The organism is Granulicatella balaenopterae (assembly GCF_900111135.1).
In the GTDB taxonomy this organism is placed as follows: Bacteria; Bacillota; Bacilli; order Lactobacillales; family Aerococcaceae; genus Granulicatella; species Granulicatella balaenopterae.
This window is the reverse complement of the sequence record NZ_FOGF01000030.1, coordinates 1-25,859: the sequence shown is the minus strand read 5'-3', so window position 1 is coordinate 25,859 and position 25,859 is coordinate 1. Positions and strand designations below refer to the sequence as shown.

Sequence of the window (25,859 nt, the reverse complement as noted above, 5' to 3'; positions counted from 1 at the left end):
ACTGAATGATTAACTCTTTATTTTTTTAAAAGCCAATAAGCACATAAAAAATAGGATCAATGATTTTACTCATCAACCCTATAAATTATAGAACCATTTTTTTTAGAATTAACCTAAAAAAAATTCACTCTTCACTACTAATTATTGTGTCTTTTTGTATACATGTCCATTGTTTTTAAAGACAAAATGTTTATTATAAATACCGTTTTTACCATTATTTTTAACTTTATATGTTGCTTCATCAGCTTCTAAGCATAATGAGCGTGCAGTTGAACCTTCTTTTGAAAAAGCAATACCGATACTAACTGATAAATCAATATTAGTATCTTTTGTATAAGGACACTTGGCTACATCTTGTAATATTTCCATAGCACGTCTAAATACCGCTTCTTTATGTCGTACATTTGTCATAAAGACCATAAATTCATCGCCACCATAACGCACTAAAACATCTCGTTGACGGAAGGTATCTTGTAAAATCTCTGCAACATAACAAATAACTTTATCTCCTATTTCATGCCCTAATTGATCATTAACAGCTTTGAAATTATCAATATCCAAAAATAGTAATGCATTATCTTGATACTCTTTATTTAAATGTTGATCAATTACTTGGAAGGCAGAAACCTTATTCATTAAATTCGTCATTGGATCAAGCATTGTTTTTAGCTTTAATGTATCTAATTCATTTCTCGTTGCATCGATATTTCGAATACATCCCATCTCGATAGTCGCATCATTACCTGAACGATAAATATCAATCAGAAACCAATGATATTGATTATCACCACATAACATCCGGACTTCTGTTGATACATGTCCTTTTTCTTTTAATATCTCAGCTTGTTCCAATAGTAATGGCTTATCTTCACCATACACCAAGTCAAACATTCCGCCTAAAATTGGAATACTCTCATGCTTAGATCGGTATTCTGCTAATTTCTGCTTTAATTCAGCATTATTATATAATAATACGTGTTCAATATTCTCAAAAGCGATACATGCATTATTAGTTGTATCATATTCATAAAATAAAATACCTGAAAACGATGAAATCATACGGAATCTTTCTTCGGATTGCTTGATTTCTGTATATAGTTGTTTATATTGCTCTTTTTGTTCTTCTAATTCTTGTGCAATTATTTTTTGCTTAGTAATATCTGTTACTGAAGAATAGCCACGAATAATACCATCACTACATAATTTTGATTCCATTTTGTCCGAAACAATAATAATTGATCCATCTTTGCAAACCATACGATATTCACACGTCAAAGCTTCTAAGTTTTTGGCTAAGTATTTTACAAAATCTAGAAAAATATGATGGTCTTCTGGTACTATATTTTCCAGGTACAATTGACCTGTCTTTTCCTCAAACTCTTCACGCGTATATCCTAACATATTGCATAATCCATCACTTGCATATTCTAAATGAATGGGGTCACTTAAATAACATACATGCATACCACCTGGAGTGTACTTAATAATTTCACTTTGAAGGTCATATCCCTGTTGCAATTGCTTTAATTGATAATCCATTTAATCCCCCCTATAACCACATTCTACATCGTAAAACTCACTAAAATCAATTAATATCTACTAGATTTGTATAGTTTTTTAACACAATTTTAATATGTAACGATTATGTGACATTTTTATACTATATAGCTTAGTTAATAATATATTTTTAACTTATTTCTATACTTTTATTGTAAACTATTTTTACGAATATGCAATATATTTTTTTCACAATAGATAGTTTTTTTCCGTTTATTTTAGTGTTTTTATTATCAAATCAATTTGGGAGAATTTAGCTTTTTAGTATTTTTTTGTACTTTTACACTCTAATAATGGTATAATACGATAGATAAAGGAGTGAATGCTGTGATTCAATACCCTAAAGGCACGATTCGTCCATCTCAAACTCCAAGACCAACGAAACGAATGGAACGAACTAATCATTCTGGTCGTGGGATGTTTTTAGAAAATTTATTAAATCAAACGAATCAAGTCTATTTACAAAAACAATTGGCTGTCATTCATAAGAAGCCTACGCCAATTCAAATTGTAAATGTGGATTACCCTAAAAGAAGTGCTACCGTTATTAAGGAAGCTTATTTTAGACAACCTTCCACAACCGATTACAATGGCGTCTATAATGGTGCTTATATTGACTTTGAAGCAAAAGAGACTAAAAATAAAACCTCTTTTCCGCTCGCTAATATTCATCAACACCAACTAGAGCATATGGATAATTGTGTTAAACAAGGTGGCATTGTTTTTTTCATTATTTATTTTTCTAGTTTACAAGAATATTTTCTAGTAGAAGCAAGCTATATTATTGATTATATTAAAAATAATGGGGACAAGTCTTCTATCCCTCTATCCTATATAAAAGATAATGGCTATCCAATTTTCCTTTCTATACAAGGTAATTTGGACTACTTACCCATTGTTGATGAATTACTATTAAAATAAGCTAACATAAGCTTAACCATCAATACTAAAATAAACGCAAAGGAGGAGCTATGTATAATAACTAAAATGCTCTATGTTTTCGTTATTTTATGTAGCAATACATTATGCCAACACAAAGAACTAGATCAAGAAAATCCAATAAGAAATACACAAAAAAGAAAAGCTCAAAGCAAAAAAAATCTGTCTTCAAAAAAATATTACTAACTATCCTTAGTCTTATTTTACTGGTTATTCTATCTGGAATTGGACTGTTTTTATTTTATGCAGCCTCTACCCCAGATATCACCATGCAAGACTTAGAAGGAGCTATTCAAACAACCATCTTAGACAAAGATGGTAAAGTAATTACTGAATTAGGCGGTGAAAACCGTGAAATGATTAGCGAACAAGATGTGCCTCAAACATTAAAAGATGCCGTAACTTCTATAGAAGATAAACGTTTCTACACACATATCGGTATTGACCCAATCCGTATCGCTGGCTCATTTGTTAATAATTTAAAATCATCAGGCGCTCGGCAAGGTGGTAGTACCATTACTCAACAATTGATTAAGCTTTCAGTCTTCTCTACAAAAGAAGTCGATCAAACCTATAAACGAAAAGCGCAAGAAGCCGTTTTAGCTTTAAAAATTGAGCGAGAATTTTCAAAAGAACAAATCTTAACCTACTATCTAAATAAGGTCTATATGTCAAATAATGTTTATGGTTTTGGAACAGCTAGCGAATACTATTATGGTAAGCCGCTAAATCAATTATCCTTACCGCAAATTGCTTTATTAGCTGGTATGCCACAAGCGCCAAATAGTTATAATCCATACACGAATCCTGATAATGCAAAATATCGTCGTGATATTGTCTTACAAGTTATGAACCGTGATGGCAAAATTACTGAACAAGAATTAACAGAAGCCGAAAACACACCCATTACAGATGGCTTAATTTCGCATGATAATGAAGTAGTAGCTGATTCAAATGATGCCTTAGTATTCGACTCATTAATCTCAACTGTCTTAGAAGAAGTTGCCGACAAAACAGGCTTAGATCCCTATAATGACGGTCTAACAATTGAAACAACCGTTGATTCTGGTGCGCAAAGACATCTATATAATGTGTTAAATACTAGAGATTATATCAATTACGTTAATAATGAATTACAAGCTGCAGCCGTTCTACTAGACTCACAAACTGGTGAAGTACGAGCAATTAGTGGCGGGCGCAATCAGACACAATTATTAACCTTTAACCGTGCAACCAAATTAAATCGTAGTACAGGTTCCACCATCAAACCAATTATGGATTATGGTCCAGCCATTGAATACCTAGACTACTCAACAGGTCATACCTTTATCGACCAACCAACGAAGTATTCAAGCGGTAAAGACATCTATAACTGGGATAGAAAATATTTCGGTGCAATGACTATGAGAAGAGCCTTATATCTTTCTCGTAATACCACTGCCCTACAAGCATTCCGCGAAGTTGGTAATGACAATATTACCGCCTTCTTGAAAAAATTAGATATTACTGTTGAAAACGACGGTAAAGATTATCTTGTAGAAAGTAACTCAATTAATACACCTGTTTCTCCATTAAAACTAGCTGCCGCATTTGGAGCCTTCTCTAATTACGGTAACTATTCAAAACCACATGTTGTTACAAAAATTACAACACGAGATGGTGAAACTTTTACTTTTGATGGTGAACAAACTAAGGCAATGAAAGATTCAACAGCCTATATGATTACCGATATCTTAAAAGATTCGTTCACAAAAGGTTTTGCAACAGACATCAATATCCCTGGTTTACCTCAAGCTGGTAAAACTGGTTCAAGTAACTATACTGAGGAACAATTAGCAGCAATGGGTGAAACTGGTAAAAATATTATTCCTGACTCATGGATGGCTGGTTACACACCAAATTATGTTGCAACTGTTTGGGTAGGGTATGATGATCCATACGTTAAAGGTCACGGTGTTGATGCAACGGAACAAACATATGCTAAGAAAATTTATTATCAATTAATGTCTTATATTAGTCGCAATACAAAAACAGCTGACTGGGTACAACCAGATTCCGTTGAAGCAGCCAATATTGAAGTAGGAACTATTCCATTATCATTACCTGGAGCCTTAACACCTGCTTCATCAATTTCAAGAGAATTATTTGTAAAAGGAACTATTCCTAACTCATATTCAACTAATTTTGGCAAGGTCATCCCTGCACCAACAGGAGTTAAAGCAAGTTATGATCAATTACGAAAAGAATTAACCGTTAACTGGGACCCATATCAAGTTCCTGCTGGTTCAAATGAAAAGCCAGTCTTTTCATTAGTTATTGGTTCACAAGAATTAAGCGTTACCGATAAAACGTCAGCCATCTTTTCAAATATTACGGAACCTCATGTTACTTTATCAATGAAAGTTACAGTTGGTAAAGATAGCTCTAATACCAAAGAATTTGAATTAGAATTATTTACAGAAGAAAGCTCTTCGGAATCAAGCTCTGAATCTGAATCATCTTCATCAAGCGAACAACATACACCAGGTTCATCTAGTGACACTTCATCTAGTGAACCCGCTCCATCACAAGAGCCAAACTCAAGACCGAATACACCAAATGAAGATTCTTCACCAAATCAGCATGGGCAATAAATTATCTTAAAAAAATACTGCATTACTAGTAGCCATAACAAATAGCACTGATATCTTCGGGTATTGGTGCTTTTTTGTATAAAAAAATAAATAATACCATTAAAGAATTTCTTCAACAACACCATTTATTGTAGAGCTATTTTTAGAGCTTGAAGATTCTCTTCTCTTACGCCATTGTTGTTGAACCACTATTGAGTTCATCCGGTATTTTTAGTTAAAAGAAAGTCAATCGCAGAATACCTCTCTAACTTGCACTTCCCTACAATACAAAAAAGACTTGACGCTTTTACACATCAAGTCTAGTAAGACACAGGCATTCAATTACTTCATAAAGTCATATGGTGTTTGATTCCCCATACCAATCATTGGATCAATCATTTGATTAATAACTTTTTCTAAGGTTAATATCCCATCATCCAGTTTTTCAGTCACAACATCTACAATTTCTTCCGTTGAAATCATTCCCATTGTATCCTGTTCATGATTATCTTTTTTGGTGGTTTCTGTGGTTGATTTTTCTGTATCTTTTTGGTTATTATTTATTTTTTCATCGGTTATTTGTGTTTGGATATCATCAGTTTCTTCATTTGTAAGCGAGGTTTCTAAGTCTTTTTCGGATTCTTTTGTTGTACGCTCTTCAGTTAAAAATGTCATTAATTGCGTCTTACGGCGATCACTTTCGCTGGCTACTGCTTCATGAAAGGCTGATTCCTGGCCACACATAATTAATAACTCTTTACTACGTGTAACTGCCGTATAAAGTAAATTACGACGCAACATTCGACTATATTGATGCACCATTGGCAAGATAACTAATTTGAATTCACTACCTTGCGCTTTATGAATCGAACAACAATAAGCAAGCGTTAGTTGATTCCAATCTGAACGAGGATATTCCATTTCAACCTGATCAAAAGCTACAAAAATTTTGTCAACTTTCTCTTCGTTTTCTTTCGCATATTCAATAGCGGTAATCTCACCGATATCACCATTATACACGCTAAACTCAGCACGGTTCACTAATTGCAAGACCTTATCCCCTACACGGAATTTGCGCTCAAAAAATTCTACTTCACGCTTCGTCTTACCAATAATCGGATTCATAATATTTTGCATAATGGTATTAATCGCATCAATCCCCGCTTCACCACGATACATCGGTGCAAGAACTTGTATATCACGCTTATCAAAACCCTTTAACATCGCCTTTTCAACAACTTGCTCAATGACCGTTACAATTTGATTTGGTTGACAGGGGATAAAGGAGCGATCACGTTTTCCTTGTTTGAAATCAGTTGGCAAACTCCCCCTATTCATCTGATGAGCAAGTTCCACAATAGTTGAGCCATCTTTTTGTCGGTGAATTTGTGTCAATTCAATACTAGGAATCTTTTTCGACTCTAATAAATCATCCAACACTTGACCAGGACCAACAGATGGCAACTGATGCTTATCCCCAACAAATAAAATCTGCGTCGTACAAGTAATTGATTTCAACAAACGATTCATCAACCAAGTATCAATCATCGACATCTCATCAACAATTAATAAGACATCACTAATCTCAGTCGGTTCTTCTGCCGACATAAATCCATTATCATCAGCTGTCAGGCCTAATAAACGGTGAATTGTACTAGCTGGCAAATGAGTCACCTCAGACATCCGCTTAGCTGCACGACCAGTTGGGGCTGCCAATTTAACTGGATCTTCATCACGCTTAATCAATTCAACAACTTTCTTCTTATGAATCATCTTATACACTTCAACAACACCTTTAATAATGGTTGTCTTACCAGTACCAGGTCCCCCCGTTAAGATGTACATCGGTGACTGGATAATCTCCTCAATCGCTTTACGCTGCACCTCGTCATACTTGATGCCATCCAATTCTTCAACCTTAGCAATCGCTTCATTAATGTGATCAATATCAATCTTCAAATCCTTTGCATTTCTTTGCAGACGATCAATTGACGAACTAATGCCAATTTCAGAAAAATATAATGAGCTTAATGCAATCTTATCTTCATCGGCAATTAAAGCCCCTTCACGCAATAATTCATTCATACCTTCAACAATCTGATCATACTCCACTAAAAAGGCCTGCGAAGACTCTAATAATTTCTGCGCTAATACCAAGACTTCCTTATCTAATAAATAAGTATTCCCGTTTTGATAACAAATATCACGCACGACCACAAAGACCGCACCCGCCATACGATTCGGATTATCTGGTGCAATCCCAATGTCCTTGGCAACCGCATCAATTCGTTTAAAACCAACACCTTCCACATCACGCACAAATAAATAAGGATTCTCCTCCAAAATTTCCATAGTCTTATCCTTATATTTGTTCATAATCTTCTGTGCAAGATTCGCCGAGAAACCTAAATTCGATAAAGCAATTAACGTTTTCTCAGTACCTTGGCTGGCAACTAAAGTATCATGGATTTGCTGACGTTTTTTCGGCGTTAAACCAGTAATTCCTTTTAAACACTCTTTATCCGCAATAATTTTATCAATAACACCTAGTCCAATTTCACGAACCATGCGCTTAGCCGTCTTCTCACCCACACCAGGGAACTTCTCACTTGATAAATAACGTACCAAGCCCAATTCGCCAGTCGGTTGATCTTGACTATAACTAGTTACTGAAAATTGTTGGCCATATTTAGGGTGAGAAACAAGTCGCCCTTTAAAACGATATGGCACATCTTGATGGATTTGACCAAAGACACCTGTCACAACAATCTCATCATTCTCAAATTCAGTATTCGTCTCATCAATCTTAATGAGCATTACTTTATAATAATTGGATGGATTCTCATAAAAGAAAGTCATCACCGCACCTGTAATATATGGTTCCTCTGATTGCGTCATTTCTGCACCCCTTTCTGGCTTTATTAATTATTTTTATACATATTGTCTTTCTTGACCATCTTTAAAGGCTTTGTCAATAATACCGCCACCTAAACATTCTTCGCCATTATAAAATACTACCGCTTGACCTGGAGTAATCGCACGAACATGCTCATCAAATACCACTGTCGCTTTTGTACGATCAGCTTCATCTAAATGGACAGTCACACCAACGTCTTGTTGACGGTAACGGAATTTAGCCGTACATTTGAACGTTAATGGCTTTTCTTCATTAGTCGTAAATTGAATATCCGTTGCTGTTAAGCTATCTGAGTATAAGTTTTCATGATGGAATCCTTGTCCCACATATAAAGTATTCGTCGTTAAATCTTTCCCAATAACAAACCATGGCTCATTTGATTTACCACCGCCGCCAATTCCTAATCCTTGACGTTGACCAATTGTATAATACATTAAACCAGCATGATCATTTTTCACTTCACCATCTAAAGTCACCATTTTACCGGGTTTAGCTGGTAAGTAATTAGATAAGAATTGATTGAAGTTACGTTCCCCAATGAAACATACCCCCGTTGAATCTTTTTTCTTAGCAGTCGCCAAATCAGCACGCTCAGCAATCTTACGTACTTCTGATTTTTCTAAATGACCAATCGGGAACATTGATTTTGCTAATTGTTCTTGATTTAATTGGCTTAAGAAATAAGTTTGGTCTTTATTATTATCTACACCACGTAATAAATGAGTAGTACCATCTTCATCACGTGTTACTCGTGCGTAGTGTCCCATCGCCACATAGTCTGCCCCTAAATCTAGGGCATAATCTAAAAAGGCTTGGAATTTCACTTCTTTATTACACATCACATCGGGATTAGGCGTTCTACCTAGTCGATATTCACGTAAGAAATATTCAAATACACGATCCCAATATTCTTTCTCAAAGTTAACTGAGTAGTATGGAATACCAATCTTTTCTGCTACGGCAGCCACATCTTTATAATCTTCTGTTGCTGTACACACGCCATTTTCATCAGTTTCATCCCAGTTTTTCATGAAGATACCAACCACATCATACCCAGCCTCTTTTAATAATAAAGCTGTTACTGATGAGTCAACCCCTCCACTCATACCTACTACTACACGAATATTACTATTATCTTTTTTCTCTGTCATTCTTTCACCATCATTTCAGTTTATTCTGATACTAAACGATTTGAAGGTCGTTCATTCAGTCTATTTAATTATAAAGGGATACTAAAAAATTACAAGTATTTCAAACAGAAAGCTCATAAAAAGTCGAAATTTCTACTATTTAAGGCAAAAAACGACAAAAAAACAAGGCAACCGTAGCTACCTTGCTTGGAATGTTAAGATTATGCTTCTTCTTTTTCGATTAAAGCTTTGCGAGATAAGTTAATGCGACCTTGACGATCAATTTCAATAACTTTCACTTTTACTTTATCGCCTTCTTTTAGAACATCTTCTACTTTAGCAACACGCTCATGTGCTAATTCAGAAATATGAACTAAACCGTCTTTACCTTTAGCGATTTCAACGAATGCACCAAATTTTTCGATACGACGAACAGTTCCTTCGTACACTTGACCTGCTTCGATTTCACGAGTTAAGTCTTCGATGATTTCTTTCGCACGTTCAATCATTGCTGCCTCAGTTGAAGCGATTGATACATTACCTTCTGGATCGATATCAATTTTAACACCAGTTTCATCAATAATGCTGTTGATTGTATCGCCACCACGACCAATAACAACTTTAATCTTGTCTGGGTTAATTTTAATCATTTCAATCTTAGGAGCGTATTCACTTAACTCAGCGCGAGGTGCAGCTAATGTTGATGTTAATTCTTCTAAGATTTCGAAACGAGCTTTTTTAGCTTGATCTAATGCTTCTGTTAAGATTTGTTCTGTGATACCTTGGATTTTGATATCCATTTGTAAAGCAGTGATACCTTCTGTAGTACCAGCAACTTTAAAGTCCATGTCTCCTAGGTGATCTTCTAAGCCTTGGATATCTGTTAAAACTGTGTAATTGTCGCCATCAGATACTAAGCCCATTGCGATACCTGCTACAGGAGCTTTAATAGGAACACCTGCATCCATTAACGCTAATGTACCCGCACAGATACTTGCTTGTGATGAAGAACCGTTTGATTCTAACACTTCAGATACAATACGGATTGTGTAAGGGAATTCTTCTTCTGAAGGAATGACTTGTTTTAAGGCACGTTCCCCTAAAGCACCGTGACCGATTTCACGGCGACCTGGGCTACCTGCACGTCCGCATGAACCTACTGAGAATTGTGGGAAGTTATAGTGGTGAATGAAACGTTTGCCTTCTTCACTACCTAATCCATCAATCACTTGGTATTCGCCTAATGGAGCTAATGTAGCCGCTGTTAACGCTTGAGTCTGTCCACGAGTAAATAAACCTGAACCATGAGCACGTGGTAATAAAGCTACTTCTGATGATAATGGACGGATTTCGTCAATTTTACGTCCATCTGGTCTTACTTTATCTTCCGTAATTAAACGACGAACTTCATCTTTTTCTAATACATCAATGATTTGACCAACTTGTTTTATTAAAGCGGCTTTTTCATCATTATCTTCTAAAGTATCTTCAAAATGAGCGATTGCTGTCTCTTTAACAGTTGCGATAGCATCTTCACGAGCTAATTTTTCTTCTGTTTGGATAGCAGTCTTCATTGCTTCAGTATATAATTCTTTTACTTGTGCTTCTAATTCTGCGTCAAATGCAAGTAAAGTAACTTCCATTTTTTCTTTGCCGACTGCTGCAGTAATTTCTTCTTGGAATGCTACTAAGCGTTTGATTTCTTCGTGACCGAATAATAATGCTTCTAACATATCTTTTTCAGAAACTTCTTTAGCTGAACTTTCTACCATATTGATAGCATCTTTCGTACCAGCAACTGTTAATTCGATATCTGATAATTCGCGTTGTTCAACAGTTGGGTTAATGATTAATTCGCCATTTACACGACCTACATCAACACCAGCGATTGGACCATCGAATGGAATATCTGAAATACATAATGCTAATGAAGAACCAAACATTGCTGCCATATCTGGAGCGCAATCTTGTTCTACTGACATTACTGTATTTGTAATTTGTACTTCATTACGGAACCCTTCCGCAAACATTGGACGGATTGGACGGTCAATTAAACGAGCTGTTAAAGTTGCTTTTTCGCTTGGACGTCCTTCACGTTTAATAAAGCCACCAGGGATCTTACCTACTGCATACATTTTTTCGTTATAGTTAACTGTTAATGGGAAAAAGTCTGTATCTTTAGCTTCTTTGGATCCCACAGCTGCAGTTAAAACAACAGTATCTCCATAGCGTACCATTACAGCACCATTAGCTTGTTTGGCTAATTGTCCTGTTTCAACTTGAAGCGTACGACCGCCCCAGTTATAAGTGAAAACTTGTTTTTCTGACATATTTTTACATCTCCTCTTATTTATGTAGAGACTTTTAAGCGCCTACTTTTACAAATGAAAACCACTAATCACTAAATTGGTTAGCTTACATTTGTAAAGTAAGGTTAATAGAAAAGCCTCTTACTTATTTTCAATTTTTACAAAAAAGACGAGACCCATAACATATGTATGAATCCCGCTTTAATGTCTGTTTAAGGATTAACGACGTAAACCTAAACGAGTGATTAATTCACGGTAACGTTGTACGTCTTTTTTACGTAAGTACGCTAATAAGTTACGACGGTGACCAACTTTTTTCATCAATCCACGTCCTGAGTGGTAATCTTTTTTGTGATTACGGATGTGTTCGTTTAAGTGATTGATTTCATAAGTTAATACAGCGATTTGTACTTCTGGAGAACCAGTATCTCCTTCGTGTGTTGCGTACTCTTTAATGATTTCGTTTTTCTTTTCTTTAGAAATAGCCATTTCTATACACCTCTTCCTTATAGTATGCCTTATACTGAGTAAAACGTTGGTGATTCGCAAAACTCGGTAAAAGGTCTGTGTTTTTAACACAATAAAATAATACCTTAAATCTGAGGTGAAAGCAAGAGTTTTCCTTTAGGAATTATGGTTAATTTTGATTATTTATAAAATGAACCAGTTTTTACGGTGAAGTAATTGCATTTTACAAGTCCGTATTAATCAGCAAAAAACTTACCACAGAAAGCTAGTCTAATATGACTGACTCTGCCGCAGCAAGTTCTTTGTTAGTATTTAGTTATTTTTATTTTATCCATTTACCTGAGAGGTCTAACTTATAGCCATTAATTGTTTCATTATGTGCGTATTGACCATTATCTTTTAAGTAATACCACGCATCATAATGTGAATCAAAAATCCATTCTGATTGAGCCATAGCGCCCCATTCTTTTAAGTAGTAGCTTCCTACCCATTCATTTGATGCATAGTGACCGTCTTCTTTTAAGTAGTACCAACTATTGTAATGGTTGTCATATACCCATTCTGTCTTGGCCATATCGCCCCATTCTTTTAAGTAGTAACTTCCTACCCATTCGTTTGATGCATAGTGACCGTCTTCTTTTAAGTAGTACCAACTATTGTAATGGTTGTCATATACCCATTCTGTCTTGGCCATATCGCCCCATTCTTTTAAGTAGTAACTTCCTACCCATTCGTTTGATGCATAGTGACCGTCTTCTTTTAAGTAGTACCAACTATTGTAATGGTTGTCATATACCCATTCTGTCTTGGCCATATCGCCCCATTCTTTTAAGTAGTAACTTCCTACCCACTCATTTGATGCATAGTGCCCATTAGCTCTTAAGTAGTACCAGCTATGATAGTTCTTATCGAAAATCCATTCTGCTTCTGCCATATAGCCATCTTCTGTTAAGTAGCAGCCATCTTGCCAAGTAGCTGTTTTGGCTTGTTTTTGACTATCTAAATATTGCCATTTATGAGCCTTTAAATCGTATTTCCATCCAAAATCTTTTTCAGGTTTTGGTGGTAAAACTGGTTTAACTGGGTCTACTGGTTTGACTGGCTCTGGTGTGTCGCCACCATTAACTGGGTCTACTGGTTCGACTGGGGCTGGAGTTTCGCCACCATTATCTGGGTCTACTGGTTCTGGTGTTTCACCGCCATTGTCTGGGTCTACTGGTTTTTCAACTTCTTTAATTGGCGCCACGACTGCTTGAATCATAAATGCTCCCTCTTCTGAAGGCTCATTCCACGCACCATTAATTAACTTGAAGGAATATCCAAACCCTTTTGTTGAATCATCAACTGCTAATACTAATGGATCTTGGCCTAAATCAGCTTGTGTATAAGCCACATAGAAATCTCCATCAACAATCACTGTATCGTCTAAAGTAATCTCTATCCATTGACCATTTTCTGTGATGTGATAGTCTTTTGGTCCATAAATTAATTGTCCTAAGAGTTCATCTTGATTATTTGCTCCATAAATACTATAAATGAAATGCTTATCCGCAATTGAACCATTCTTTTCTGTTCCTAGGCGATATTTAATAGTCTTGATTTGTGATGGTTCTGATACACTAAATTTAACAGCAGCTGTCTTTCCATCAGTTAAATTCCCCACCATTGATTCGCCCACGCCATCATCATGTGATAAATTACTTATTGTTGCATCTTCTGGAGTCGTAATCTTACTTAAGTTTACTTCGCCTAAATCTGTTGCTGCTTCTTCTGAAATGACCACTTCTTTCGTAAGTGTGCGGTGATCTTTTGCTGTGATGATTAAAGTGTAATGACCAGGCAATAAATTAGTTATGTTTATTGTTGTGCCTTCAACTGTTGCAAGCGGTGTTGTTTCTTCGTCTGCATAAATTTTTGTGACAACATTTTCCAAAGTCTGATCAATAGTTGATGTGAATTGGGCTGTTAGGTTTCCTGGTTTTAGTTGTTCTAGGACAATCGTTTGTTCTGCTGACTCATTTTCTTTTATGTCTACTGCGATTTCTGTTGTTTTGTATCCTTTTGCAGACGCTACTAATGTATAATGTCCGACTGGGTGTTTCATAATGAACTGGCCAGTACCTAATTCTAATGGCGCTGAAATGCCGGTTTCTTTAATGGTTACTTTTCCATTTACTGTGCCGTATGTTACAGCATTTTCAGTAGTTGTTTTTTGTGTTGATTCACTAGTTGTCATTAACTGCATATTTTCTAATGCAAATGCCGGAACAATTGGTTTTTCTGGTTCAGATATCTTTTCTGCTTGTTCAGTAATATAGATATCATCAATGTACCAGCCACCACAACCAGTTACTTTTTTATCTGTTCCTGTCTCTAAAACAAATTTAATGCGGAATTTATCAGTCGCATACTCTGCTGGAATCTTGATATGTTCGGTAAACCATGCGCCACGAATACGGTATCCTTGTTCATCATCAATCATATCATCATCTAATGTATAAACTTTTTCCCAATTCTCACCACCATCTTTACTGAATTCAATATATCCAGTATCATCATCATATGGACCGTAGATTTCACCATAATATTCAATTGACCCTTTACGTCCAAATGTATTAAACCATTGTTGGAAGTACATCATACCTTCAGATAAGCCAGTTAAATTAATATCAGCTGATTCTAAAGTATATGTTGCTTCAGGTTGGCGGTAATCAAATAAAACAGTTCCCCATAACCCATCACCAGCATTTTTACCTTTACTTGTTGAAACTTTCGGACGACTAGCAAATTCTGGCTTTTCAGGATTATCATACTTACCATATTCCCATCGATTACCTTTTTCATCTGCTGTTGATGTAAAGCCACCATTATCTTTTTCAAAATCAATAAAGACTTTTTCGGTTCCTTCAGTAAAGGTGTGACTAAAGATTTTGGTTGGTTCACTTTCATTATGACCGATTTTAGCGGTGACATAATAGTAATATGTCCCTTTTTGTGGTAATGGAATATCAGAGATTGAAGTACTTTGATATTTAATATCTTCTTTTTTCAATTCATTAACTAATTCATACTTTCCGTCTTTTTCAGTTGAACGGTATAAACAATAACTAGTAACTTTTGGATCTTCTAATTGTTTAAATGAAACAACGCAAGACCCTACTTCTTTATAAGTAAATCTCAACCATTCATGTGGTGCTTGAGGGATTTCTTTTGAGGCTTCTGCTATGGCAATATTATCGACATACCATCCCTTATGCCCCTCTTCCCCTTTCATATCGGCTCCACGCATACCAAACATCACGGAAATCTTCTTACCTTGATATTGTGACAAATCAATATATTCTTTTTCCCAGTTATCTGATTTGAATTTATAACTTCTATGTAATTTATATTGAATATCTTCAGCTTTGACATTATCTGCCGTAATCTCCCCAATCCAGACTTCTGCCGTATCATAAAAAGCATATGCATAATGACCTAAATCATGCCAGTGATCAAATGTTAATGCGACATGTTCATCTGCTGCTAATTCAATTGGAGGTAAGACAAAGATTGAGTCCTTCAAACTCTCATAATCCCCATCCAAATTCGTTCCAATTACCTTATTACCTTCAGCACCATGTTGAGGAATATCTTTTGGGACACCCCATTGCCACATTGGCGATTTACCACCAAGTTCAATCCCGTCAATATTATCTTCAAAGTCTTGGCTGTAACCTTTTTTTACGGATTCTCCAACCGTTACTGGATACACATCCGTTTGCGTAACTTTGCCATTAATATCAATAGCTTTTATGTAATAACGCATTGTGTCTTCTGTAAGCATTTCTGGTTTAATCGTCACACGATATTCTCCAGCAACTTTTGTACCGCTGACAAATTGCGTTTCAATTTTTTGGAATTCGCCATCTTTATTTCCAGCAGCTAAGTAATATTCAACCGCTTCAACCCCATTATCATCACTTACACCAAAAGTAATATCAATTGCATATGAACTGAAAATCGTTTTCATTGGTGAGTGATTAATAACTGGTGCTTTCGTATCTTCTTGTTGAATGACTACCTTACCACCAATCATGCCAAATTTTTCTTTTTTATCTTTAAATGACTTGGCCATTTCACTAGCTAAATAAGCATTCACCTTTCCATAACCATAAGCAAAGTTAGGAGTGCCTACATTTTCACTATCAGATAATGGCGTTGCTGATTCTCGTAAAATCTTTTCCACTTCATCAACCGTTAAATCAGGATTCACAGCATACACCAAAGCTGCTACCCCTGCAACATGCGGCCCAGCCATTGACGTTCCGCTTCGTAGGATATATTTGCCACCAGGAATACTAGAATAAATATTTACCCCAGGAGCTGAAATATCTGGTTTGACATCACCTTCATAAGTAGATGGCCCTCTTAAAGAGAATTTCGCAATTTTATCATTAAGATTCAAGGCACCAACCGCAAAACTTTCCGGATAACTTGCTGGTGTGCCAATACTACCTTTTCCACCTTCGTTAAATAGACCGGTATTCCCTGCTGAAAATACTGGCAAAATACCAGATTCACGCCATTTCTTAACAATATCACGGAAGAATTCATCTTCAGAATTACCACCCCATGAATTATTAATTACTTTTGGTGCTTGTTCCGGATGCGCAGTGCCCTTTTCATCAGTAGGCGCTAACATCCATTCTCCAGCTTTTAAGATAATATTCAGTGTTGTTTCACCATCTTTATCAAACACACGAGCCGCAATCCACTTAGCTTCTGGCGCTACACCAAGTAAGGTATCTTTATCAGGGTATTTCCCAAGAATTGTCCCAGCTACATGCGTCCCATGCCCTGTCTCATCAATCGGACTACTTGAATGAGCTGCAGTTGCATCAAACCAACTATACACTGCTTCGTTAGCATCATTACCACGCCATGAATCTTTTAATACAGGGTGACTGGCATCAACCCCAGAGTCAATAATTCCTACAACAATATCTTTGCCTTTATAACCACTTTGATAGGCTTTATCCGCTAAAATAGCCTTTAAGTTCCATGGAATATATGCCTCACGTGATGTATACATTGAAAATGAAATCGGGTTTTCAATAGGAGTTTCTTTTTCTGTCTCAATTTTATTAGAAACAATCTTTGACACATCACTTCGTTTTGCGATTTCATCCATGACTGATTGTTTTGCAATAACGTGAATACTATTAACAATAAAATGTGATTCAAATGATTGGACTAAACCAGCCTTTTGTTGCTCTTCTAAATAACTAATTAATTCTTTTTGTGTTGCTGTTGCTGTATGTTGTAATGTTTCAATAATTTCTACTTTTTGCTTCACTATTTCTGCTTGAGTATCTTTTGAATCTTTAACTGCTATATCACTTGTATCTTCTTGAGTTGTTAACTTTACTACAAAATCAAGATATTCATCCGCTGATATCTCACTCATTAATTCTGAGGCGATCTTTCCCTCTGCCAAATTACCAACCGATTCTACTGCTGAAACTTTCGAAAATGGCATCCAAACAAGTAACGCTATCCCTAATAATAGAGCTATCGACGAATACCAATACTCTTTCCTTCTAATCATAAAAAAACACTCCTTAAAATTTTTATTTTTAGGTATACCTAAATTACGTGTAAAAATAAACCCGCCCACGAAAGACGAGTTTTAGGTATCCCTAAAAAGGATTATATTTCTTTACTTTTCAACTGTCAATGCTTGACTCATGCATATTTCGTTATGTTTTTCACAGAATAGGACTCTCTAATTGGTTCTAAAATGTTTTTGTATAATTTTTTATTACTTTATTCCCTTATTTTATGGTTTTAAAATATTTCAAAAATTAATGCTTCCCACACCTTACATCCATGGCACCATATAGATTGGCACACCTAACCTTTGTGCTTATATAAATAAATATTTAAGCACAAAAGTAAATTTATAATTTTGTTATGTCGCCTATTTCTTTATACGCTAAAACAGTATCTTTAAAATTCACATCTTTAGCATAGATATTTGTTTTAATGTATTTCTCCCAAAATTTATTTAAATCAGGATTATCTAAAAGCATTTCTGTAATATTTTTATATTCTTTAACGGCTTTTAAACTACCTCTATGTTCACTAGTATTTAAGATTGCATTTCTTAGAATTTCACTATCTAATTTATCCTTATATACAGTAAATAGCATATACAAATCGTAAAAATCTCTTGCTCTTGTAGTAAATATGTTACGACTAGAAATCGTTTCAAACTTCTCAGCAAGTATGGTTTCGATAGTGTAACTCATAATAGAGATATTATCTTCATCAAAGATTCTTGGATAAGAATACTTCATTTCTCTTGGTGTAATTACATCACCTGTTGTAATATCAATATATAAAGACGCTCTAATTTTTCCAAATGTACAAATAATATTGGCACAAAAATCTTCATAAATGTCTTTTTCCCTAATAGGAGTTAACTTCTTTAGTTCATAATGAATATCTGAATCAATAGGAACGCTTAAGATTTCGTTAATGATATTTGTAATAGTTTCTTCATTAACTGGAATACCTTTAATAGTAGTATCCATATCCATTGTACTTCTCATATTAACTCCTATTAGAGATGATACTAATAAGCCACCTTTAATTATAAACTTGTTTTTATAATCTGATTTAGATAGTTTTTCTAATATTCCCTCAAATAAATACATCTGTAAAAGTGAATTTAGATTTGTACCACTTTTCTTTGAAATATTTCTTATCGCTCCTTTTATTTGCTCTGGTGTCTTCATAAAAGTACCTCCGTATATTGTCTAAGTTTATGATCTAATTTCAGCTTAATGGCATATCTAGATAATTTATAAATATCTTTATCACTACTTTTGAAATAATTATTTAAGACTTCACTAAATAATGCAGAATCAGTATCTGTGCTTCTAATTAAATCAAGCACCGTCCTTTCTTTATCATAAGCTCTAACTTTTCTACCAAAAAGTGTTTCAATTTCACATTTACCTAAATCAAGATACTTTTTATCAATATATTTAAATTCAACTGGCAACATATCATTTTTAATTCTATGAACATTTGTCCCACTTTTAACCGTCATGATATATACAAGTGGCATTCTAGTTGTAAGTCCATGTAAGTAAGCAGCTGTATCATGAGAAAATACGCCTTGAGGAACTCTATAAGCTAATTGTGTATATTCATCAATATCTTCTTCTGGAAATGAATAAAGACCTGGACTGACTTTTACAAGCTCTCCTTTTTTCACCAATTCACCAAAAATATTTTTACGAACTCCCTTTTCTTTAGCTTGAGACATGGTAATCATACCATTATAATCTTCCATTAAATCAAATAAAATTGCTTTTTGTGACATCTATAACACCTACCTTTTGTGCTTAAATTGTATCATATTTAAGCACAAAAGTAAATTTCCGATTCTTTAAATATCCTTTCAAAACCACCATTTTCTGTGGTCCCTCCATAAAGTCTAGCTTGTAGCCGTTAATGGTTTCCTTATCTGTGTATTGCCCGTCTTCGTGTAGGTAGAACCATGCATCATAACGCCACTATTTTTTCCATGGCATCAATCAACTGTTCTCTCTCTCCACTTCCATCGGTTTTCATTCTGACTAATGGTAAACCGTTTATTTTCAAAATATTATTTTTTAATTGATCACGCTCAGCTTGCTTGCTACCTGCTTTATGAAAATTAACTCCATCAACTTCAATTGCTAAAACAGGTTCTTTATTCATTCGATTAAAAATCAAAAAATCAATATGTGTTAACGGATTATTAAGATATTCTACTTCTCGTTTGCTTAATCCTTTAGAACTTCTAACTACATGCTTTAATATTACCCCGTAAGCACAATCATAACTTGGAAACTTTTCATTTAAGACATCTGTTATCATTAGATGCATTAAATTTTCTGAATCATATTGAGAAATCTTTTTATGTTTTGCTAATATTACTTGACGTTCTTTAAAGTATTGTTTGTATAAATAATCAAAAATAGACTGTACCTTGCTCTCTGTCACGCCCTCGCCCATTGTCTGATAATCAATATATTTCATTAAGTCTCCATAGTGGTTCTTATCATTCCCCTTATTGCTAGAAGTAACGACAATTAATTGCTTAACTGCTCTAGACACCGCTACATTAATTAACTTAGGATCATTTACGAATTCTTTAGAGGTATTATTGCTAACTGTCGAGATAATAATTGTATCTTTCTCACGCCCTTGAAACGCATGAACTGTTGCAACCTCACATTGAATAGGAAGTTCATTCTTCAATTTGACTACTTGATTTTTATATGGTGTAATCACACCTATTTTTTCTGCACTTATATTTTTAATCTGTGGCAAGATTTCTTCTTTAATTATATCAATTTCTCGTTGATTAGTATTATCTCGTTCATGATTTCCTATTGGCACTTTTTTAAATACTAAAGGCTTATCACCAGTTTTTTCTTCAGTCATAATGATTAACTCATTGTTATAAAATTTCTTATTACAAAAATTAATTATTTGAGGATGACAACGATAATGCTCTTTTAATAAAACTATTGGAGCTTGTTTCCATACTAAACAAGCAGACGATAATAAACTATGCTTGGTATAACGATAAGCTTCATCAATTTCCTCATCCCAATACTGATTCGATAAAGCTGTAGGTTCTTCCCCTGGAACCATTGGTAGTTGCTTATCATCTCCTACAATTACCAAATTATGTCCACATGACATTGCTAATACCCCAGTTGCTAAATCCACTTGAGAAGCTTCGTCAACAATCACATAATCATATGTAAATCCTGACTGTAATGTATTCTTAATGGAATAAGTCGAACTTAAAACTACCGGATATTCTTTTACAAATTCAGCTGGATTTTCCTGGGAAATCTCTTCTGTTTCCTCAAATATTTTTCTTGTAGATTCTGAATACTCTCTACTCAACTTATCTTTAAAGACAGCCATCGATAAATCCGCAAGTTCTTGTAATTTACTATCAAAAGTATAGGTTTCCAGTTGCTCAGTAATCAATTGTTGTTCATTAGTATACTCAGAAATACTTTTTTGATAAAAATCATTCAGTAAATTATCAGCTACTTCACCAAAATCAAGCGACATAATTGTCACGAATTTTCTACCGTAGTTAAAATAACCTTTCACCTTATCCCAAAAGCGCCATTTTTTACCTTCTACAGCATGCTCCTTACATAAGGAATACACTGTCATTACCTGATTTGCCGAGTACTCACGCAAGAGCCCTGTTAATTTTTCATTTTCAGAAATTTGCTGGTTTTGTTGGAAATATTGATACTCTAAAGAGATGTCTGCTAACTCTCGCTTTAGGACTGCTAAACGATTTTTTAATGCTAATTTATCCGTCAATTCCTTGGTTAATTGTTCTAATTGCGTTCTTGTTTCTTGAGGGTTCTCAAGCTGCCATTGTTCCATAGCTGCCGGATATGGTAATTATTGCTGAATGAACTGTTCTTTATTTTTCTTATTGCCTAAATAGGCTGCCACAAAACCGACATCATACTTCATTAATTTATCAAGTACATTTTTAGTTGCAGCATTATTATTCGATACAACCGCAACCGATTGACCATTCATAATAATATTAGCAATAATATTTAAAATAGTTTGCGTCTTTCCTGTCCCCGGTGGCCCTTGAATAATACTCACTTGCGAAGTCAAAGCATTTTCTACTGCTGTTTTCTGACTTTGATTAATTCCAAATGGATAAACCACTGTCTCTTCTTGTGGATTTTTTTGAATCTGATGTTCTTTTGATAAATAACTTCCTAAAACTGAATGTGGTTCAATATCGGTAAATGGTAGCTTTTGTTGATATTGCCACTCTAATAATTTAAGATTCCCCAATTTTTTCCACTAGCAACGCCCTTAATATAGTTAAATATTTTTCTAGCGTTGGCCGTATTTACTTTATTCGCACAAATTTCCACATCGTCTTTAAGATACAACTTATGAGTATCCTTCTTATCATCCTTATTATCATAGACAATTCGATACCATTCACCAAAATCATACATCTCTTTAATATTGTTGGCTACGACCCCATTAATAATTACTGTTTGAGTTGGGTCTATTTCTTCTTGTACGTGATTTATCACAACACTTTTTTCACCATGCATATCGGGCTGAGTTGGTTGAGAATGAAATCGCACGTCATATTTATTATCCACCTTTGAAATTGTCTGAATGCTTTCTGTTTTATCTTCATTTTTTAAAAAAACAAGTATTTTTCTATAATCCAATTTATCACTCCTATTATCTTTTATTACTTACTACATTAATCTTTTTATTTAAATAAAAAATGGAAACAATTCTATAAGCCAACATTGGTTTATAAGTTGATTGCTTCCACCTTAATCAATACTATTTCTTTTAAAAATTGTACTTAACGATCAATGACTTCTTTAATCCATGCTTCAATTGATTTATATACAGTCATATAGTCTTTTTCGTGTAATAAATCATGGCGTCCATTCTCAAAGATCATCATCGTTACATTTTCCATGCCTAGTTGACGATATTTTTCGGCTAGCTTTTTGATTCCTTCACCATTGCCGCCTAATGTATCTTTTTCGCCAGATGCAAGTAATAGGGGCAAGTTTTTTGGCATTTTTTGAATCAGCGCTTCGTCTTCAATCTCTTTTTGCAAGCGAACAATCGTGTGATAGCCATTCAATGTAAAGTTATAGGCACACATTGGATCGTAATTATTAGTAATCACTTCATTCATATCAGAAGAAATCCAAGCATTCTCAATTCGGTCTTCAGCAAATTGGTGATTATGAATATAACTAACAATCCGACTCGCAATTTGGCTACGACGATGCTTCCCAAAGACTATTTGGAAATTATTCAACATCATTAAGTTAAAGTTATTTTCATTTTTAGTGGTATAACTTGTCGCCATAACAACTGCACCATCGACTTCATCGCCATGCTCGATTAAATATTTGCGTAAAATAATCGAGCCCATACTATGCCCTTGAATCACAATCGGTAAATCAGGATAATGAGCTTTGACGAATTTCGTAATGGTATACATGTCTTCCACTAAGACTTCACCAGAATTAACGGGGATAAACTTACCTAAATCATCACGGTTCAAGGCAGTATTTCCATGTCCAATATGATCATGCCCAATCACAACAAAATTGTGTTTCGCTAAATAATAGGCAAAACGATCATAACGATTAATATAGTCACACATCCCATGATTTAGTTGCACAATACCGATTGGCTTTCCAATTGGATACCACATTTTTGTATATAATTGATGAACGCCATCAGTCGACGGTATTGTAAATTCTTTTGTTTTCATAAAATCCCCTCCAATAAGTAACTATAATTTATACTGTGCACGCAATTCTAAAATCATATCACGCATTTCGGCAGCTTTCTCAAAGTTCAAGTCCTTAGCTGCTTCCATCATTTCAAGATTCAATTGTTCTAAGGCTTCTTGACGTTTTGGTGTCGTCATTTTCTTGAAGGCTTCAGAAATTGTTGTCTCTTCCTCATCAGAAACCGCATGCGTAATTGCAATTAAATCTCTAATATCTTTCATAATGGTTGTCGGTGTAATACCATGTTCTTCATTATACGCTTGTTGAATTTGGCGACGACGATTGGTTTCATCGATCGCTTTTTGCATTGAATCAGTCACATGATCAGCATACATAATCACTTCCCCATGCGCATTACGAGCAGCACGCCCAATTGTTTGCACTAAAGAACGCTCACTACGCAAGAAACCTTCCTTATCCGCATCCAAAATCGCCACCAATGAGACTTCTGGCACGTCAATCCCTTCACGCAACAGATTAATTCCGATTAAAACATCAAATTCACCCAAACGCAAATCACGAATAATCTCAGTTCTTTCTAAAGTTTTAATCTCACTATGTAAATACTTAACCTTAATACCAACTTCTTTTAAATAATCGGTTAAATCTTCCGACATCTTCTTCGTTAAAGTGGTAATAAAGACACGCTCATTCTTCTCAACACGCTTATTAATCTCACTAATCAAATCATCAATCTGACCAGTAATCGGACGCACCGAAATCGGCGGATCTAACAAGCCAGTCGGTCGAATAATTTGTTCAGTAACAATTGGTGTCTGCGCTAATTCATACGGGCCAGGCGTTGCTGAAATATAAATAATTTGCGGCACACGCTCTTCAAACTCCTCAAAACGCAATGGACGATTATCCAAAGCACTCGGCAAACGGAAGCCATAATCAATTAAGCGTTCCTTTCGCGCCTTATCCCCATTAAACATTCCACGAATTTGCGACATCGTAATATGCGACTCATCAATTACAAACAATGAATCATCCGGGAAAAAGTCCAATAAAGTATAAGGTGCTTGCCCTGGTTTTCTGCCATCCATATGCCTTGAATAGTTCTCAATACCATTACAATATCCCATTTCTAACAACATTTCAACATCATAATTCGTTCTTTGTTCCAAACGTTGCGCCTCAATTAATTTATGCTCAGTCTCTAATTCCTTCAAGCGCACCTTTAACTCCTCTTTAATTGAATCAGCCGCCAAACGAGTCTGTTCCTGATTAGCAACAAAGTGAGTCGCCGGGAAAATCGGATAATGCTCGACGGTATTTTTAATCTCACCCGTTAAAACATCAATCTCCTTAATCGCCTCAATCTCATCGCCGAAAAACTCCACACGAATCGCCGAACTATCATGCGATGCAAGGAAAATCTCAACAATATCGCCACGTACACGAAAAGTCCCACGCCTAAAGTCCATATCATTGCGATCAAACTGCATCTCTACCAAACGCTCCAGCATCTGATCACGCTCCATCTGCATCCCTTCACGAATCGACAAGACATGATCACGATAATCTTCCGGGTTCACCAAACCGTAAATACAAGACACCGAAGCTACCACAATCACATCACGTCGCTCTAATAAGGCACTTGTAGCAGAATGACGCAACTTATCGATTTCATCATTTACACTTGATTCCTTTTCAATGTAGGTATCACTAGACGGCACATACGCTTCCGGCTGATAGTAATCATAATAACTAACAAAGTATTCCACCGCATTATCCGGGAAGAACTCCTTTAACTCACCATATAATTGCCCCGCCAAAGTCTTATTATGCGCTAAGACTAAAGTCGGCTTATTTACTTCTTTAATTACATTGGCAATCGTAAACGTCTTACCAGTCCCCGTTGCCCCCAATAATGTTTGCGCCTTTTTACCCTCTTTAAGTCCTGCGACCAATTCCTTAATCGCTTCTGGTTGATCGCCAGCTGGTTGATATTTTGATACTAAATTAAATTCCATCTAGTCACCTACTTTCCTCATTTATTTGAAAAACATTCTACCCTATTATGAAACAAAAATCACTTATTTTCAATTTACTCGAATCATGCTTAATAATAATTTAACTTAACAAAAAAAGAAGCCTGCCACCAGAGAAATCCCTCGTACCAAGCTTCTTGTTAACTTTTCAGAAAACGAATGCTTTATTACTATATTTTCTAAATGAACATCACATTATCCCACACCCAAAATTCACTAAAAAACTATTCAACCTTTTCACAGACGAAATCATAATAATCATCTCCCAAAAAAATATGACAAAAAGCGAACGAAAAAACGTTGGCAAATTAAACCCAAATCGCAATAAGAAAAATTACCCATCAACTAATCTCCCAAGCCAAAATCGCCCCTCCTAACTAACGCATAAATTAACGCCCACTTCATAAAAAAGACAGCCAGAGCGTACACTCCAACTGTCTAAAAGTTTGGTTCTATAATTTATAGGGTTGATGAGTAAAATCATTGATCCTATTTTTTATGTGCTTATTGGCTTTTAAAAAAATAAAGAGTTAATCATTCAGT

General features: G+C 35.2%; 15 protein-coding genes. 2 read left to right on the top strand and 13 right to left on the bottom strand.

What is annotated here, in order from left to right; all coding sequences use genetic code 11:
- Positions 1-141: 141 nt before the first annotated feature.
- Positions 142-1,539 carry a sensor domain-containing diguanylate cyclase gene (locus tag BMX09_RS07235; protein WP_089747234.1) on the bottom strand — a complete coding sequence of 466 codons (1,398 nt, stop codon included), beginning with the start codon at positions 1,537-1,539 and terminating at the stop codon, positions 142-144.
- A 345-nt stretch (positions 1,540-1,884) separates the two neighbouring features.
- Between BMX09_RS07235 and recU the strand changes: the two genes are divergently transcribed.
- Positions 1,885-2,478, top strand: a complete 594-nt coding sequence (gene recU, locus BMX09_RS07230) for a Holliday junction resolvase RecU (protein WP_089747232.1) — start codon at positions 1,885-1,887, stop codon at positions 2,476-2,478.
- Positions 2,479-2,765: 287 nt separating this feature from the next.
- The gene (locus BMX09_RS07225) at positions 2,766-5,129 is read left to right on the top strand and encodes a transglycosylase domain-containing protein (RefSeq protein ID WP_245711144.1); all 2,364 of its coding nucleotides are present in this window, start codon (positions 2,766-2,768) and stop codon (positions 5,127-5,129) included.
- Between the two features lie 321 nt (positions 5,130-5,450).
- Here the strand turns inward: BMX09_RS07225 and recD2 are convergent, their stop codons facing one another.
- From recD2 to uvrB, 12 genes are all read right to left on the bottom strand, one after another.
- Positions 5,451-8,006, bottom strand: coding sequence for an SF1B family DNA helicase RecD2 (gene recD2, locus BMX09_RS07220; protein WP_089747227.1), 2,556 nt, complete (start codon positions 8,004-8,006; stop codon positions 5,451-5,453).
- 33 nt (positions 8,007-8,039) lie between these two features.
- Positions 8,040-9,176: a tRNA 2-thiouridine(34) synthase MnmA gene (mnmA, locus tag BMX09_RS07215; protein ID WP_089747225.1), complete on the bottom strand. Its 1,137-nt coding sequence runs from the start codon at positions 9,174-9,176 to the stop codon at positions 8,040-8,042.
- Between the two features lie 200 nt (positions 9,177-9,376).
- The gene (gene pnp, locus BMX09_RS07210) at positions 9,377-11,485 is read right to left on the bottom strand and encodes a polyribonucleotide nucleotidyltransferase (protein ID WP_089747223.1); all 2,109 of its coding nucleotides are present in this window, start codon (positions 11,483-11,485) and stop codon (positions 9,377-9,379) included.
- Positions 11,486-11,683: 198 nt separating this feature from the next.
- Entirely contained in the window at positions 11,684-11,953 is a 270-nt protein-coding gene (gene rpsO, locus BMX09_RS07205; RefSeq protein WP_089747221.1) for a 30S ribosomal protein S15, read from the bottom strand.
- A gap of 301 nt (positions 11,954-12,254) precedes the next feature.
- A complete protein-coding gene (locus tag BMX09_RS10475; RefSeq protein WP_089747219.1) occupies positions 12,255-17,522 on the bottom strand; it encodes a S8 family serine peptidase in 5,268 nt (1,755 codons plus the stop codon).
- Between the two features lie 352 nt (positions 17,523-17,874).
- Positions 17,875-18,714, bottom strand: coding sequence for a nucleotidyl transferase AbiEii/AbiGii toxin family protein (locus BMX09_RS07195; protein WP_089747217.1), 840 nt, complete (start codon positions 18,712-18,714; stop codon positions 17,875-17,877).
- Complete coding sequence (locus BMX09_RS07190; RefSeq protein WP_089747215.1) at positions 18,711-19,307, bottom strand: type IV toxin-antitoxin system AbiEi family antitoxin domain-containing protein; 597 nt, start codon at positions 19,305-19,307, stop codon at positions 18,711-18,713. Before BMX09_RS07190 ends, BMX09_RS07195 begins: the two co-directional genes overlap by 4 nt.
- Before the next feature lie 182 nt (positions 19,308-19,489).
- A complete protein-coding gene (locus tag BMX09_RS07185; protein WP_089747214.1) occupies positions 19,490-21,394 on the bottom strand; it encodes an AAA domain-containing protein in 1,905 nt (634 codons plus the stop codon).
- 18 nt (positions 21,395-21,412) lie between these two features.
- Complete coding sequence (locus BMX09_RS07180) at positions 21,413-21,826, bottom strand: AAA domain-containing protein (protein ID WP_089747212.1); 414 nt, start codon at positions 21,824-21,826, stop codon at positions 21,413-21,415.
- The gene (locus BMX09_RS07175) at positions 21,805-22,221 is read right to left on the bottom strand and encodes a hypothetical protein (RefSeq protein ID WP_089747210.1); all 417 of its coding nucleotides are present in this window, start codon (positions 22,219-22,221) and stop codon (positions 21,805-21,807) included. The genes BMX09_RS07180 and BMX09_RS07175 overlap by 22 nt, the downstream gene beginning before the upstream one ends.
- A 143-nt stretch (positions 22,222-22,364) precedes the next feature.
- Positions 22,365-23,297, bottom strand: coding sequence for an alpha/beta fold hydrolase (locus BMX09_RS07170; RefSeq protein WP_089747208.1), 933 nt, complete (start codon positions 23,295-23,297; stop codon positions 22,365-22,367).
- Between the two features lie 21 nt (positions 23,298-23,318).
- Positions 23,319-25,298, bottom strand: a complete 1,980-nt coding sequence (gene uvrB / locus BMX09_RS07165; protein WP_089747205.1) for an excinuclease ABC subunit UvrB — start codon at positions 25,296-25,298, stop codon at positions 23,319-23,321.
- Positions 25,299-25,859: the final 561 nt, after the last annotated feature.

Coding starts and splice junctions, on each gene's coding strand:
- BMX09_RS07235 (WP_089747234.1), bottom strand. CDS start 1,539: ATGGATTATCAATTAAAGCAATTGCAACAGGGATATGACCTTCAAAGT.
- BMX09_RS07225 (WP_245711144.1), top strand. CDS start 2,766: ATGCAAGACTTAGAAGGAGCTATTCAAACAACCATCTTAGACAAAGAT.
- recD2 (WP_089747227.1), bottom strand. CDS start 8,006: ATGACGCAATCAGAGGAACCATATATTACAGGTGCGGTGATGACTTTC.
- mnmA (WP_089747225.1), bottom strand. CDS start 9,176: ATGACAGAGAAAAAAGATAATAGTAATATTCGTGTAGTAGTAGGTATG.
- pnp (WP_089747223.1), bottom strand. CDS start 11,485: ATGTCAGAAAAACAAGTTTTCACTTATAACTGGGGCGGTCGTACGCTT.
- rpsO (WP_089747221.1), bottom strand. CDS start 11,953: ATGGCTATTTCTAAAGAAAAGAAAAACGAAATCATTAAAGAGTACGCA.
- BMX09_RS10475 (WP_089747219.1), bottom strand. CDS start 17,522: ATGATTAGAAGGAAAGAGTATTGGTATTCGTCGATAGCTCTATTATTA.
- BMX09_RS07195 (WP_089747217.1), bottom strand. CDS start 18,714: ATGAAGACACCAGAGCAAATAAAAGGAGCGATAAGAAATATTTCAAAG.
- BMX09_RS07190 (WP_089747215.1), bottom strand. CDS start 19,307: ATGTCACAAAAAGCAATTTTATTTGATTTAATGGAAGATTATAATGGT.
- BMX09_RS07185 (WP_089747214.1), bottom strand. CDS start 21,394: ATGGAACAATGGCAGCTTGAGAACCCTCAAGAAACAAGAACGCAATTA.
- BMX09_RS07170 (WP_089747208.1), bottom strand. CDS start 23,297: ATGAAAACAAAAGAATTTACAATACCGTCGACTGATGGCGTTCATCAA.
- uvrB (WP_089747205.1), bottom strand. CDS start 25,298: ATGGAATTTAATTTAGTATCAAAATATCAACCAGCTGGCGATCAACCA.